The following is a 13364-nucleotide window of genomic DNA, read 5'->3' as shown; positions in this document are numbered from 1 at the left end:
AACTTCTAAAGGGTTGTTTGCTTTCATTGTTTATCGTCTTAAGTAGTTGACAAATGCTCCATTTTTACTAAAATGTAAGTTGGCTCTCTTTTCTTTGCTATTTATTTTGGTATAAGAAAGCATAGAGGAGAGCGGGTTGGGAGAGGGATAATTAAATAGAAGGAAATGGAATGAAAAAATCCTTATTTCAATTAAAACAACACGAGACAAGTGTTAAACAGGAGATAACAGCAGGATTTATCGGTTTTTTCACGATTGTATACATTATTGCGGTTAATTCGCTGATTTTGTCAGAGGCAGGGATCCCTCTACAAGGTGCCATTGTGGCTACCATCATGACATCATTTGTAGGGTGTCTCCTAATGGGATTATGGGCCAATGCACCGATCCTAGTGGTCCCTGGGATGGGAATTAATGCGATGTTTACCTATACCTTGGTACAGTCGATGGGGTTAGCCTGGCAGGAGGCACTTGGTGTCACAGTAGTTTCCGGAATTATCTTCCTATTGATAGCTTTTTCTAAATTAACGCAGGTAATCAACAAAGCGATTCCTAGTTCGTTAAAGGAAGCTATAACCATAGGGATAGGATTTTTCCTCATATTGATCGGACTGGAGAAGGGGCGCTTAATAGAACAAGGCGATCAATCGATTATTGCGATGGGCGATTTAAGTGATCCTGTCGTATTAGCAACGATATTAACGTTAATTATCGCTTTTGTTTTGTTTGTTCGCAATGTAAAAGGGCATTTTCTCTGGACGATTTTCGTTGGGATAAGTATCGCCTTTTTGCTTGATGTAATGCCTCCACTTACGAATCAGGCTTTCTCCTTGCAGGAATACAGCCAAGTATTTGGAGCGTTTTCGCTAGAAAACAGTTTATCATTGCCTTTTGTTATCTCTGTATTTTCCATTACGATGGTGATCGTCTTTGAAAATATGGGATTAGTCGCAGGTCAGTTAGACTTAGCTAAAGGACCAGAAAAGTTTAAAAAGGCCTTTCAAGCAAACAGTATTGCCTCGATGCTATCTGGTATTTTTGGTTCAAGTCCAACTGTATCCACAGCTGAATCTACTGCTGCAATTGCGGCAGGTGGTAGAACAGGGCTTACGTCGATCACAACAGGAATACTTTTTCTCGGTACGATTTTTCTGATTCCATATATGAATATCATTCCAGCAAATGCTATTGCACCGATTTTAATCATTGTTGGGGCAATTATGGTACAAAATATACGGAATTTAAGCTTTCAGGATATGACCGAGACATTTCCAGCCATCTTTATGATGATCATGATCCCTTTTACGTACAGTATTGCAGATGGTATAGCAATGGGATTCATCTTGTATGTGATGTTAAAATTAGCGACAGGGAAAAAAAGAAACGTATCCTTCACCCTTTATATGATCGCTTGTCTATTTTTACTCACTTTTATATTACAATTTATTAGTTAAGCCTCCGAGATTCGGAGGCTTTTTTCTAACGATTAAGTCGCTTTTTTGCGGTAATTATTTCTTTTGTAATTGGAATATGCTTCATCGCCTTCCCTAGTCCGTATAACGGCATATTTCCATATACAGATTCATACTGTTGCTTTTTCAATTCATAGGTTTCATGGTAGATCCCAACAGAGTCATTATTTCCAATCTTCTTGTTGAAGCTTTCCCATGCTTTCAAATGTTTTTCACCTTTTGCATATGCCAATAAATCATCGAGAGACCGCCAATATTGAATCATAACAGTTGTTCTTAAACCAAAATAACTTTCCATTGATAGAAACCCTAGCTCCTCTTTATTCGAATAGAGTTCCTTAATCATCCCAGGCATAGCAGTAAAGACAGGTAACCAACGATGGAATAGATAGCGTTTGTTTATCCTCATTCCAATAAGAAATACTACTAAATCTTCCTGGTTTTCTGTTGTAAATCGACCTTTATAAATGTGCTTTGCCATTTACTCTTCCTCCTTTTTAAAATAATCTCGAGTCGTATCACACCATTCCATCGCAGCTGTTGCCACCCGTTTCCCGTAATCTAAAGTAAGTAACCAATAGGTCACATCCTCATGATGTTGATGATTGGATTTGATCATCTTTTCAATAGCCTGATAGGTTTCATAGGTTTCCGTTAATTTTTGCTTATAAGTTTCCAGCTGTAATAATGTATTTTCTTTTGTTTGGTGTCTTCCGAAAAATAATTTTAGTAATACTTCATTTCGCTCGTGAGGTATTTGTTCGATTGGCTGCTCCAACCATTCCTTCAAGGCAGCTTCCCCTTTTGAAGTTAGTGAATATTCATGTCGATCAGGTTTACCACCTTCTGTGAGTGTTTTTACGGTTGCTAATCCCTCTTCCACCATTCGTTTCAGAGTAGGATAAATTTGCCCATAACTAATTTTCCAGAAATGATTTAGACTTTGATCGATGAGTCGTTTGATACTGTACCCCGTTCTGCATTCAGTCGTTAATATACCAAGAATGGCATATGTTGTATGATTATATTTTTTCATGGAATACCCCTATCTAAATGATATGTATCTTTTAGATATATAATACATGTAAAATGAACGTTAAGTCAATGTCTTTTTTAACATAGCAATAGAAAAGAAATAGTCTGTCAATAGCTATGATAGAATATGCACATAAAGGAGGGAGAATAATGACAAAATTAAAGAAAAATATTGTTCCACATTTGTGGTTTGATAAGGAGGCCGCTGAAGCAGCAAAGTTTTATACGTCGATTTTTCCTGAATCAAACATGACAAACAGTACGACATTGAATGATACCCCATCAGGTGACGCTAACTTAGTCTCATTTGAATTATGGGGACAGAGGTTTATGGCTATCAGCGCAGGTCCTTATTTCCAATTCAATCCATCTATTTCATTTACCGTTAATTTTGATCCATCACGAGAAGCCAACGCTCGTGAGAAACTCGAGGAGGTTTGGAACAAATTATCTGAAGGTGGTTCTGAGCTAATGCCTTTAGATAAGTATCCGTTTAGCGAAATGTACGGCTGGATTCAAGATAAGTATGGTGTATCGTGGCAGTTAATCCTGACTAATCCTGATGGAGAAGAAAGGCCTGCTATTTTACCTTCGCTTATGTTTGTTGGTGAGGTGTGTGGGAAAGCTGAGGAAGCCGTTGACTTTTATGTGTCTACCTTTAAGAGCACAAATTGGGGACAGATTTATCGCTATCCTGAAGGCATGGAGCTTGATAAAGAAGGGACGGTTATGTTTTCAGATTTCATGCTATTAGATCATTGGTTTACTGCAATGGATAGTGCAATGGATCATGACTTCCAATTCAATGAGGCGATCTCCTTTATGGTATATTGCGATACGCAAGAAGAAATTGATGACTATTGGGATAAGCTATCGGCTGTTCCTGAGTCCGAACAATGTGGTTGGTTAAAGGATAAGTTTGGAGTGTCTTGGCAAATCGTACCGAGAGAAATGGATGAGATGATGAATAATAGCACTGCAGAACAAATCAATCGACTGAATCAAGCAACACTTAAAATGAAGAAGCTCGATCTGGCAGAATTGAAAAAAGTGTATAAGGGATAATCAGTAGATGTGTATAAATACACAAGGTGAAAATAACCCCCTTTTTTAGGGGGTCCTTTCACAAGCACTTGATTTCACTTTAGTTAGACAGATTTTACTGCTTCCTCGACAGGGGTGCTTCCACCAACAACCTGGAATTCCTTCCCGATCGTGGAATCATTGATTAAACTTTCTACAATAACTCTCGCAATGTCTTCTCGAGGAACTTCTCCTCTTGCTACCGTTGTTGCAAGCTCAACTTTATTTTTTCCAGAATCATTTGTTAATAACCCAGGGTGTATAATGGTATAGTCTAGGTTAGTGGATTTAAGCCATTCATCTGCATAATGCTTCGCCACTACATATGGAGCAAAGGACTCTGGAGCAGATTGAATAGCTTCACGAGTGGTATCAAAGGAACTGATCATAATATATCGTTTAACTTTCGCTTCTTTCGCTGCTTCCATTGTTTTCACAGCAGCATCTAAGTCGATCATCAGTGTCTTATCCTTCCCTGTGTTTGGACCAGATCCGGCAGTAAAGACGATAGCATCGACTCCATCTGCAGCTTTTGCAATGGCTTCTATTTCATCTTCTAGATCTACTACCGCTATTTCTGCACCTAATTCTTTGAAATAAGGAGCCTGTTTTTCATCACGAATCATAGCCCTTGCCTCTAGCTTGTCATTTTCCTGAATAAAGGAAACCAGATGTTTACCGATTTGTCCATTAGCACCAATAACTAAAACTTTCATTTTTTCACCCTTTCTACATGTTCTATTTATTATTTTAACCTAATTAATGATAAATTAATAATCTTGCGCTTACTTAGAAAAGGCTTATTAGGAAAAAAATACTAAATTTTATTATATGTATAAATTACATAGACTTTACTTGAAATCTTTTCTATTATAAAGAGTGTAATTAATCATACATAGAATGAAACGTTATCATCTGAGTTCATATTCTAGATGGATGAATCGATCACATTTAATAGTTAGGAGGAAAGAAAGTTGAAGAAAATTAAACAACCATATCTGCTCTGTTTCTTCATTGCACTTATGCTTTTTCCTTTTATGCAGCCAATAAACACATCAGCGGAGAGAGCACCTCTTGCTGATATCTCAACATTAGCCACTGTTAGCTCTGTTGAAGCAGATGGAGGATTTCTGGAGCCTGTAACTGATTGGTTCGGTTCAGTTGGAGATAGTATTGAGAATACGATTGACGGTGTAGAAGAGACGGTTAAGGGTATTGTCAATTATATAGGGGAACTGATAGGAACAGTAGATGAAGCTATATCTTCTTTTTCGAGTGGAAATACTTATTCCTCTGATGGAGTAGAGGAGATTCAAGAAAAGGTAAATCAGGCAGATGATCTGTTGAAAAAAATTGGTATAAAGCCAAAGTCAGGGGAAAAGATTGTTTACCGTGTTTTACCAGATAAGCAGGATATCTCCGAGGGTATAAAGGCTAGAAGGCCGGATAGAAATATGAGTATTGCTGGACATGTGAGAAATGGAAGTAAGGAGAATTTTAAAGGCTCTCAATTTATTTCCACAACCAAAAGCTTTGATGTTGCCCTCGACAATGCTAGGTATGATATAAATAATGACAGGAAGCCACAGGATCTTCGGATAGTACGAATTGATTTGAATAAGGTTACTAATAAATACTATGATTTAACAGACCCCGAAATACAAGAAAAGTATCTAGTCACCAAGGCTGGTAAACCATTTCAAATGGTCCGGAATTATGCGAATAGTTCACAGGAGGTACTTGTTGAAAAATTTATTCCTAAGGAAGCATTTGAGTTAATCGGTCGTCCTTCCGAGTTTATGAATTAACAAAAGGGGTGTCAATATGGACCAATTAACATTATTGGAACATTTTATTGAATCGGAGATAAATTTGCTTGTTAAACTGCGGATGGGTAATGGCATGGATGAGAAGGAATATGAAAATATGAAAAGGTCGTTTTCACTATTGATAGAGCAATGGAGTGATAAAGACTCTATTCCACAAGATGCCGTACAGTCAGTCATGGAAGTCTGTGGTGAGCTTTATAACTTTTCCAGAAATTATTCAGGAGAAGAATCCGAGAGAATACGGGATGCTGCAGCAAATATCAGCACCTTGAGGCAGAAGGGTCTTGCTTGTGATCAAATATCGGACAAAGCAAAGGAAAAAGTTATGTCAAGTCTCATGGAACAAATGGAAAAGGGCGGGGGCTTTTTTGAAAAACTCCAACAAGGAAAGGGCTTGGATGAAGAACAATTCGAAGAGATCCTGGAAGAATTGACGACTATCGATGACAAAATATTCTTCTGGGATACAATGCCGAAGCCACTTGTCAGAATTCTGATTTCCCTTTATGAAATGGATCTCTTTGTTTATAAATATGAAGATGAATTTCAGGATCAGGTGGAAGCGGACAAGATATATGATGCATATGAAAGATTTTTTGATTTAATTGTAGGTTAGTAATCATTGAGTCGATAATGGTAGACCATAACCTTCACAAATGAAAATACATTCTAGAGGAGAAACAAATAATGAATGACATCATGAAGCCTTTTGGCATCGTAATTATTTCAGCCATGCTTATTGGACTGTTTAACTTTACCAACTACGCAGAAACAGCTAATTTGATCGGTATGTGTGCAGCTCTTTTATTCTTTACTTTATTCATTCATGAGTTAGGACACGTTGTATTTGGAATATGGTCAGGTTACAAATTCAATTATGTCACAGTTGGTCCCATCACCATTGAAAAAACAGATCGGTTACGTATAAGCGTCAATGACAGCTGGTTCAGTTTTGGTGGAGTTTCGAACTGCACACCATTGGCCAAAGATTTAGAAACGATCGCCCGACAGCATAAATGGTATGCAGCGGGTGGCCCTATTTTTTCAGTAGTAGTCGGTATGATCAGTTTACTTACTGGAGAGTTCATGAACATCGATATGGTATACTACTTTGGTATTTTTAATTTAAGTGTATTCGTTTTAACCATTTTGCCATATCAAGGGTCCTTAAAATCCGATGGTCGTATATTGTGGGAGCTATGGAGAGGTGGGAAACATTCAGATGAATTTCTAATTTCTTTATTATTAATTAAGGAAATGATGACTCCATTACATCCCAGGGACTGGTCAAAGGATTTAATCAGACAGGCTAAGACATTGGAACCAACCATTGATAATATTTCGGTTGCACATATTCTCTTTTATTATACGCTTGTCACGAAAAATTACGACACAGCTTCTAATTTGATTGAACCATTTAAGCAGATACCTATAACAAAGAAAAATAAATTCACATTACAATTTATCAACCAAATTAAGCAGATCGATATGGTAGTAAATAAGGAGGAGGATAAGGTACAATTTGACCGATTGCATCGGCTTATGAATTCCTTTGAACCTATCAGTTATAAAAGGAGTGAAGCAATTCGCGCCAAGCTGAACGGGGATAATGAGCAGGTAAGAATCCAATTATCCGAAGTAATGAAGGAAATAGAGAAAGGCAAAGGGCAATTTGGCTTTTACTATGCTGAGGAACAACTATCTATAGTTCTAACAAGTGCAATGCAACCTGAACTGGAGCAAATGATGTAACCAATTAAACCCTAAGGAGATGTTGATTTATGGAACCGCGAATTTCAGTTCTTACATTAGGAGTAGATGATTTAGAAAAGGCAGTATCCTTTTATCGAGATGGATTAGGTTTGCATACAGAGGGAATAGTAGGAGAAGAATTCGAGCACGGTGCTGTCGCTTTTTTTGATCTGCAATCTGGACTTAAATTAGCATTATGGAATAGAGAAGCTATTGCTCACGATGCAAAGGTTACAAAAACAGCAAACAGTCCGACAGAATTTACGATTGGACACAATGTAAGCAGTAAAGAAGAAGTAGATCAAATCATGGAACTCGTAGAAAAAGCGGGAGCCACCATTACACTAAAGGCATGTAACACCTTTTGGGGAGGATATTCCGGTTACTTTCAAGATCCAGATGGACATCTTTGGGAGGTAGTCTGGAATCCGGAATGGGAGTTTTAATAAAATTTATCTAAGGAGGCGATAAGATGCAAAAAATTACGAGAAAAAACCCGTCAAATATGCCACCACCTGTAGGTAATTACACACATATTACGAGAATTCCTAAAAATGCTGAGTTATTCGTAACATCCGGACAAATAGGGGTAGACCAAGAAGGGAATATTCCTCCTACCATCAATGACCAAGTGAGTAACACATTTAGTAATATCAAAGCCTTTTTGAAATCTGAAGGATTAGATGCAACAAACATTATTAAAGTGAACATATGGGCAACAGAAAGGATAGATTGGGATTTCTTTTATACCCAATGGGGGCAGTTATTTACTACAGACTATCCATCAATGACCATAGGGTATATCACTGAATTGGGCTTGCCCGAGATAAAGATCGAAATCGAGTTATGGGCAGCTAAGCTTGAAGCATAAACATAAATTACTGAAACCATGGGATATCGAAAAGATAGTTCATGGTTTTAACTTATGCCTCTTTTTCTTTTTTCTTCAGTAATTTGATTAATCGATATAAGTAATGCGCACCACGAAGTTGCTGCTCAATTTGATAATCCATATACACTAAAGAATCCATGGTGATTTTTCTTGCCTCTGTGACGTTAAGCTGATTGATTCTATCTAGTATCTCTCGAACACTATCAAGGAAATATACCGATGATTGAACGGTTCGAATGATTAATAATTTACGAATATCGTCACGACTATACATTCGATAGCCATTCTCAGCGTCCCTAACAGGTTTAATTAAGCCCTCTTTTTCCCAATGCCGAATCGTAGTGGCTGGGACTTTAATTTCCCTCTCTACTTCCCCAATGTTATACAGGTTTTTATTTTGCCTATTCAAAAAGCTCTCCATATTATCAGGTTTTAATATATCTAATGCCTTTATTGCTTGTTGTTTATTTTCATATAAATTTGCTTGGACTCTATTTACTTCCCATAAAGCTTCCGTAAACTTATTTTGCTGAATCATAGGCATAACTTTTCTTACTGTGGCCATCCCAAACCCTGGATACATAGCGCGTATACATTTGAAATAGGCTTCATGTACTTCCGTATAAACACGATACCCATTTGCCTTCCGTTTGGCTGGTGGAACAATACCCCATTTTTCATAATGCCGTAAGGCACTGGTTCCTACGTCTAGCTCTCGAGCAATGTCTATCGGTCTTAATTCCATAGGAGTCCTCTCTTTTCTTTAAAAGATTCAATTAAAACATTGTAACCCCATGACGGGTTTGATTCATTTTAAGCCTATTATAATAATAGCATTGCTATCAAAACTTTGCACTTGCATAAATGTTGTATGCTTGAAATAGAAAAGATATTGGAGGAGATAGTTTTGGAAAATGTAATCGTGGTAAATGGGGCAAAAGAAAATAATTTAAAGGACCTGTCAGTATCTATTCCAAAAAATCAACTCATTGTCCTAACAGGTCCTTCCGGATCAGGAAAGTCTACCTTGGCAATAGATACATTATTTAAAGAATGTCAGAGGCAATATCTAGAATCCATGGGCTTACAAGGAATTGATAAACCGAAAGTAGAATTCATGAGTGGGCTTTCTCCATCCATCAGTATTAACCAACAAATTGCCAATAAGAATCCTCGCTCAACAGTTGGAACCGTAACAGATATGTATACAAGTCTACGGATGATTTTTGAGAAAATTGGTAGGAGGAGATGTTCTGTTTGTCAGTATGAGATAGAGCCAACTTGGAATGAAGAGGAAATAGAGAAAGAAGAAAATAGCTTTCGAGAATATATTCATTGCCCGAAATGTCAGCATCGAATGGAAAAATTGACTCGAACGCATTTCTCTTACAATACCACTGAAGGAGCCTGCCCTACTTGTAAAGGTCTAGGAGAAGTCGTCGATATTCATAAAGAATCTCTCTTCCATCAAGCACATTCGATTGAAAATGGAGCCGTAGATATATGGAAAGGGCGCTATGCAGACTATCAGGTATCTATTGTAAAAGCTGCGATGAACTATTACGGTATATCACTTCAAGAACAACTACCTCTAAAAGACTATACCCCTGCCCAAAAGGCAATTTTATATTATGGTGTCGAAAGTGAGGAAGTGAAGAAATATTTCCCTACTGTTAAGCCTCCAAAAACGGTTGATAAAGGCAAATTTGAAGGTGTATTAACAGGAATGTGGAGAAGGTTTACGGAAAAGGCTGGAGCCTCTGCAGAAGCTGAAAATTATTTTTATTCCCAGACATGTCCTGATTGTAAAGGAGAAAGGTTAAACGAAACTAGCCGAAGGGTTAAGGTAGCAGATAAAACGATTACACACCTCGTAAACCATTCTTTAGAGGAAATGCTAAAATGGAGCAAAAGTCTAGAGAAGTCATTAGATGTAGAAAGTTATTCGATCACTAAGACGTTTATACAAGATTTAGAGACAAAGCTTACAAGAATTATCAAAATAGGATTGGGATATTTGACGTTGGATCGCCAAGTGATAAGCCTATCGGGAGGAGAAGTACAAAGGTTAAGACTTTCAGCCCTTCTCGATTCTGCATTAACAGGGGTACTTTATATCATGGATGAACCTACTGTAGGGTTACATCCGAAGGACACCTTAGGACTGTTAAGTGTATTGAAAAAGCTTAGAGATTTAGGTAATACAGTCTTAGTCATCGAGCATGACGTAGACGTGATGAAGCATGCAGACTATATCATAGATATGGGTCCAGGTGCAGGTAAAATGGGAGGAGCAATCGTTGGCGAGGGAAACTTACAGGAATTAATGGAACAGGAAGCTTCCGTGACAGGGAAATATTTACGGGAAGAGCACAAAATGGTGAGTGATTTCCGGCAAGGGATTGGTAAGAAAATAACGGTACATCATGCCAATGTTCATAATCTAAAGGATATAACCACTTCCTTTCCAATTGGATGTCTTACAGCAGTTACAGGTGTATCAGGTTCAGGGAAATCATCGCTTGTTTTTGATGTATTAGCAAAAGGGAACGACAAAATCCACGAAGGCTTTGAGAAGGTTACAGGCCTTCAATATTTTGATCAAATGATAACAGTCGGTCAGTCACCACTAAGTAGAATGAAACGGTCTAATATTGCAACATATATAGAAGTGTTTACTGAAATTCGAAAGCTATTTTCTCAGTTAACAGTAGCGAAAGAGAACAAGCTGACAGCAAAGCATTTTTCTTTTAATACAGTCGGTGGACGTTGTGAAAATTGCCAAGGATTAGGTTATGTATCAACAAACATGCTATTCTTCGAGGATTTAGAGGTAATTTGTCCTGTTTGTCATGGAAAGAGATTTAAGAAGGAGATCCTTTCAGTAAAATATAAGGAGCATTCCATTAATGATATATTGGAAAGCTCTGTTCATGATTGTTTAACGATTTTCAACAAGGAGAGAAAGGTGAAATACGTTCTTGATTTACTAGTGGAGATTGGTCTTGGATATCTGAAATTAGGCCAATCCTTAACTACCCTCTCAGGTGGAGAAGGACAACGATTGAAGCTGGCTAAGGAGCTCCTGAAACAAGGGAATAAAAAATCCTTATATTTATTAGATGAACCTACAACAGGATTACATCCCAATGATACTGTTCAATTACTAAAGCTATTAGATAGATTAGTGGATGCAGGAAATACGGTTATTATGGTGGAGCATAATAGCCAAATGATTAGAGCGGCAGATTGGGTGATTGATCTAGGTCCCGAAGGAGGAGTAAATGGAGGTCAAATTATAGCCGAAGGAACACCAGCAACGATAAGAGAAAATCAAACTTCCTATACCGGAAAGTACTTATAGGCAGAGTTTCACCGAGCTGAGCTTCGTAAAGTTCAGCTTTTTTTTGGATCTATCATTCAATAAATTTTTGTTATAATGGTGCAAAGAGGTGTTGTTATGACAAAAAACTTTAAAATCAAATTACCTGAAATCCCTTTTGATTTAGAAGAAGGGAAGGAAGGGGATATTTTCACAAAAGAAGAGCTGGAATTATCAAATTGTAAGATATCTAATAGCATGATAAGTAGTAAAAATTTTTATCCTGTGATGATATCCAAGGTTATTTTTAAAGGAGTGACCTTTCCGAGTGTTTCTTTGGAAAGGGCAGACTTGACGGATGTGATCTTTGAAAATTGTGATCTATCAAATGTTAATTTGAGACAGGGATCGATACATAGAGTTGCGTTTAAGGATTGTAAATTATTAGGTGTGGATTTTTCGGAAAGCTCGTTAGGGAATGTATCCTTTGAGGGATGTATCGCGAGGTTCAGTAGTTTTGCGGAGTCTCGTTTAAATCAAGTAATATTTGATCAGACCTCCTTACAAAATGCTAATTATTATCATAGTAAATTTATCAATGTGGAGTTTCAGAAGAGTGATATGAATGAGGTCGATTTCCATCAAACGGTGCTTAAAGGCATTGATATTAGTACTTGTACATTTGATAGAATGAATGTTTCGATGGAAAGTCTAGAAGGATGTGTAGTTTCACCTGAACAAGCTATTGGTTTTTCTCGATTGTTAGGGTTAAAAGTAAAGCAATAAAATACGTTTAATGAGGTGAACAACATGCCAAAAATCTATGGACTTACTGTAGATAACCAAACTCGCTGTAAACATTATCATAATGTAAAGGATATTATTGCGATAAAATTTAAATGTTGTCATAAATTTTATCCATGCTATAAATGTCATCAAGAATGTGAAAATCATTCGATTGAACTATGGAGCGCAAAGGAAAGAGAGGAAAAAGCGATAATCTGTGGAGTCTGTGGAGTAGAACTAACGATTAATCAGTACATAAATACAAATCATTGTTTACATTGTAAGTCGAGATTCAATGAAAGATGTGAAAACCACTACCATCTGTATTTTGAATAGCGAAGTTTTATGAAACGAAAGCCTTGAGTTATTCGTATATTAATACGGGGGAATTAAGATGGAGAAACATCGCAAAAAGAGTAAAACATTATTCTTTATCGGAATATGGTTAGTGGCTTTTGGCATTACCTTTCATAGCACGTTAGGAATTCAAGAGAATATGTTAGGCTTTTCTGCAATACCACTCATGATCATAGGAATAATTCTATTAATGGTTTCCAACTTTTACAAGACAAGAGGTGATGGCGCATGAGAATATTAATGAGTCTATTATTTCTTCTATTTATCGGATATCATAGCTATAAGTTAATCGTCCTTTTAAAGAAAATGAATCAAGGTGTAATTATGCCGCTAACAGATGAGGAGATGGCTTCCATTAAAAACTCTGAACGTAGAGAAATAAAACCCCCGACCCTTTCCACACAAAAATGGGGGATCATCCTATATGCTTTTACACTAGTATTAGCAACAACGCTGTTTATCCTGGCCATTTTTCACGATGAATTTAATTTCTATTTGTACCCCTTTTTCTTTATCCCTTTACTTCATTCCAATGATTTGTTTCAGTTGTTTTCTATCACAAATAAAGGGATTCTTAGTGGGAATCAGTTTATTCGATGGGAAAAAATAAAGTCATTTGAATTTGTTCCGATAGATGTAAACAGTAGGCATTATGGCTTTTCTTCAGAAATTAATGATAAAAAAGAGTTAAAAATTAAGTCAAGATTTCGAACGATAAGCTGTATTGTGATGACAGAGGAGATGGAGCAAAATCTACAAAAGGTATTAGAGGAAAATGTGGTTAGGTCTTCATATAGTTAGAGAAGTGTGGCATGCCATAGCTGAAAAAAACGAAG

The 13364-nt window shown here is 37.0% G+C and carries 16 protein-coding genes; 12 read left to right on the top strand and 4 right to left on the bottom strand.

Annotated features, from left to right (window positions below; translation table 11 throughout):
• Positions 1 to 170: 170 nt before the first annotated feature.
• Positions 171 to 1454 carry an NCS2 family permease gene (locus DLJ74_RS00590; RefSeq protein WP_109982910.1) on the top strand — a complete coding sequence of 428 codons (1284 nt, stop codon included), beginning with the start codon at positions 171 to 173 and terminating at the stop codon, positions 1452 to 1454.
• Positions 1455 to 1479: 25 nt separating this feature from the next.
• Here the strand turns inward: DLJ74_RS00590 and DLJ74_RS00585 are convergent, their stop codons facing one another.
• Both DLJ74_RS00585 and DLJ74_RS00580 read right to left on the bottom strand, forming a co-directional pair.
• Positions 1480 to 1953, bottom strand: a complete 474-nt coding sequence (locus DLJ74_RS00585; protein ID WP_109982909.1) for a DUF4188 domain-containing protein — start codon at positions 1951 to 1953, stop codon at positions 1480 to 1482.
• Complete coding sequence (locus DLJ74_RS00580) at positions 1954 to 2508, bottom strand: PadR family transcriptional regulator (RefSeq protein WP_109982908.1); 555 nt, start codon at positions 2506 to 2508, stop codon at positions 1954 to 1956.
• 149 nt (positions 2509 to 2657) lie between these two features.
• On the opposite strand from DLJ74_RS00580, the gene DLJ74_RS00575 reads away from it, so the two are divergent.
• Positions 2658 to 3572, top strand: a complete 915-nt coding sequence (locus tag DLJ74_RS00575) for a VOC family protein (protein WP_109982907.1) — start codon at positions 2658 to 2660, stop codon at positions 3570 to 3572.
• Between the two features lie 83 nt (positions 3573 to 3655).
• Here DLJ74_RS00575 and DLJ74_RS00570 read toward each other — a convergent pair whose 3' ends face one another.
• Positions 3656 to 4306: an SDR family oxidoreductase gene (locus DLJ74_RS00570; RefSeq protein WP_054788728.1), complete on the bottom strand. Its 651-nt coding sequence runs from the start codon at positions 4304 to 4306 to the stop codon at positions 3656 to 3658.
• Positions 4307 to 4564: 258 nt separating this feature from the next.
• Between DLJ74_RS00570 and DLJ74_RS00565 the strand changes: the two genes are divergently transcribed.
• The 5 genes from DLJ74_RS00565 to DLJ74_RS00545 all read left to right on the top strand — a co-directional run bounded on the left by DLJ74_RS00565 (position 4565) and on the right by DLJ74_RS00545 (position 8042).
• Positions 4565 to 5398, top strand: a complete 834-nt coding sequence (locus DLJ74_RS00565; RefSeq protein WP_109982906.1) for a DUF7587 domain-containing protein — start codon at positions 4565 to 4567, stop codon at positions 5396 to 5398.
• Positions 5399 to 5414: 16 nt separating this feature from the next.
• Positions 5415 to 6035, top strand: a complete 621-nt coding sequence (locus DLJ74_RS00560; RefSeq protein WP_109982905.1) for a hypothetical protein — start codon at positions 5415 to 5417, stop codon at positions 6033 to 6035.
• Positions 6036 to 6106: 71 nt separating this feature from the next.
• Positions 6107 to 7171, top strand: coding sequence for a site-2 protease family protein (locus tag DLJ74_RS00555; RefSeq protein ID WP_054788731.1), 1065 nt, complete (start codon positions 6107 to 6109; stop codon positions 7169 to 7171).
• 29 nt (positions 7172 to 7200) lie between these two features.
• Entirely contained in the window at positions 7201 to 7617 is a 417-nt protein-coding gene (locus DLJ74_RS00550) for a VOC family protein (protein ID WP_109982904.1), read from the top strand.
• Between the two features lie 26 nt (positions 7618 to 7643).
• Positions 7644 to 8042 (top strand): RidA family protein, encoded by a 399-nt coding sequence (locus tag DLJ74_RS00545; protein ID WP_109982903.1) that lies wholly within the window; start codon positions 7644 to 7646, stop codon positions 8040 to 8042.
• 52 nt (positions 8043 to 8094) lie between these two features.
• On the opposite strand, the gene DLJ74_RS00540 is transcribed toward DLJ74_RS00545, so the two are convergent.
• Positions 8095 to 8808, bottom strand: coding sequence for a MerR family transcriptional regulator (locus DLJ74_RS00540; RefSeq protein WP_109982902.1), 714 nt, complete (start codon positions 8806 to 8808; stop codon positions 8095 to 8097).
• Positions 8809 to 8970: 162 nt separating this feature from the next.
• On the opposite strand from DLJ74_RS00540, the gene uvrA reads away from it, so the two are divergent.
• The 5 genes from uvrA to DLJ74_RS00515 all read left to right on the top strand — a co-directional run bounded on the left by uvrA (position 8971) and on the right by DLJ74_RS00515 (position 13329).
• Entirely contained in the window at positions 8971 to 11427 is a 2457-nt protein-coding gene (uvrA, locus tag DLJ74_RS00535; RefSeq protein WP_109982901.1) for an excinuclease ABC subunit UvrA, read from the top strand.
• A 96-nt stretch (positions 11428 to 11523) separates the two neighbouring features.
• Positions 11524 to 12171, top strand: coding sequence for a pentapeptide repeat-containing protein (locus DLJ74_RS00530; RefSeq protein WP_109982900.1), 648 nt, complete (start codon positions 11524 to 11526; stop codon positions 12169 to 12171).
• Between the two features lie 24 nt (positions 12172 to 12195).
• Complete coding sequence (locus DLJ74_RS00525) at positions 12196 to 12507, top strand: CHY zinc finger protein (protein WP_054788735.1); 312 nt, start codon at positions 12196 to 12198, stop codon at positions 12505 to 12507.
• Between the two features lie 58 nt (positions 12508 to 12565).
• Positions 12566 to 12760, top strand: coding sequence for a hypothetical protein (locus tag DLJ74_RS00520; RefSeq protein WP_054788736.1), 195 nt, complete (start codon positions 12566 to 12568; stop codon positions 12758 to 12760).
• The gene (locus DLJ74_RS00515) at positions 12757 to 13329 is read left to right on the top strand and encodes a hypothetical protein (protein WP_054788737.1); all 573 of its coding nucleotides are present in this window, start codon (positions 12757 to 12759) and stop codon (positions 13327 to 13329) included. The genes DLJ74_RS00520 and DLJ74_RS00515 overlap by 4 nt, the downstream gene beginning before the upstream one ends.
• Positions 13330 to 13364: the final 35 nt, after the last annotated feature.

This window comes from Gracilibacillus dipsosauri, assembly GCF_003176895.1.
Classification (GTDB): Bacteria; Bacillota; Bacilli; order Bacillales; family Amphibacillaceae; genus Gracilibacillus; species Gracilibacillus dipsosauri.
Note: the sequence above shows the minus strand (reverse complement) of the source record. Positions and strands in the feature narration are given on the sequence as shown.

What these genes read in the sequence shown, in the direction of transcription:
- DLJ74_RS00590 (WP_109982910.1), top strand. Translation starts at nt 171, where the DNA reads ATGAAAAAATCCTTATTTCAATTAAAACAACACGAGACAAGTGTTAAA.
- DLJ74_RS00585 (WP_109982909.1), bottom strand. Translation starts at nt 1,953, where the DNA reads ATGGCAAAGCACATTTATAAAGGTCGATTTACAACAGAAAACCAGGAA.
- DLJ74_RS00580 (WP_109982908.1), bottom strand. Translation starts at nt 2,508, where the DNA reads ATGAAAAAATATAATCATACAACATATGCCATTCTTGGTATATTAACG.
- DLJ74_RS00575 (WP_109982907.1), top strand. Translation starts at nt 2,658, where the DNA reads ATGACAAAATTAAAGAAAAATATTGTTCCACATTTGTGGTTTGATAAG.
- DLJ74_RS00570 (WP_054788728.1), bottom strand. Translation starts at nt 4,306, where the DNA reads ATGAAAGTTTTAGTTATTGGTGCTAATGGACAAATCGGTAAACATCTG.
- DLJ74_RS00560 (WP_109982905.1), top strand. Translation starts at nt 5,415, where the DNA reads ATGGACCAATTAACATTATTGGAACATTTTATTGAATCGGAGATAAAT.
- DLJ74_RS00555 (WP_054788731.1), top strand. Translation starts at nt 6,107, where the DNA reads ATGAATGACATCATGAAGCCTTTTGGCATCGTAATTATTTCAGCCATG.
- DLJ74_RS00550 (WP_109982904.1), top strand. Translation starts at nt 7,201, where the DNA reads ATGGAACCGCGAATTTCAGTTCTTACATTAGGAGTAGATGATTTAGAA.
- DLJ74_RS00545 (WP_109982903.1), top strand. Translation starts at nt 7,644, where the DNA reads ATGCAAAAAATTACGAGAAAAAACCCGTCAAATATGCCACCACCTGTA.
- DLJ74_RS00540 (WP_109982902.1), bottom strand. Translation starts at nt 8,808, where the DNA reads ATGGAATTAAGACCGATAGACATTGCTCGAGAGCTAGACGTAGGAACC.
- DLJ74_RS00530 (WP_109982900.1), top strand. Translation starts at nt 11,524, where the DNA reads ATGACAAAAAACTTTAAAATCAAATTACCTGAAATCCCTTTTGATTTA.
- DLJ74_RS00525 (WP_054788735.1), top strand. Translation starts at nt 12,196, where the DNA reads ATGCCAAAAATCTATGGACTTACTGTAGATAACCAAACTCGCTGTAAA.
- DLJ74_RS00520 (WP_054788736.1), top strand. Translation starts at nt 12,566, where the DNA reads ATGGAGAAACATCGCAAAAAGAGTAAAACATTATTCTTTATCGGAATA.
- DLJ74_RS00515 (WP_054788737.1), top strand. Translation starts at nt 12,757, where the DNA reads ATGAGAATATTAATGAGTCTATTATTTCTTCTATTTATCGGATATCAT.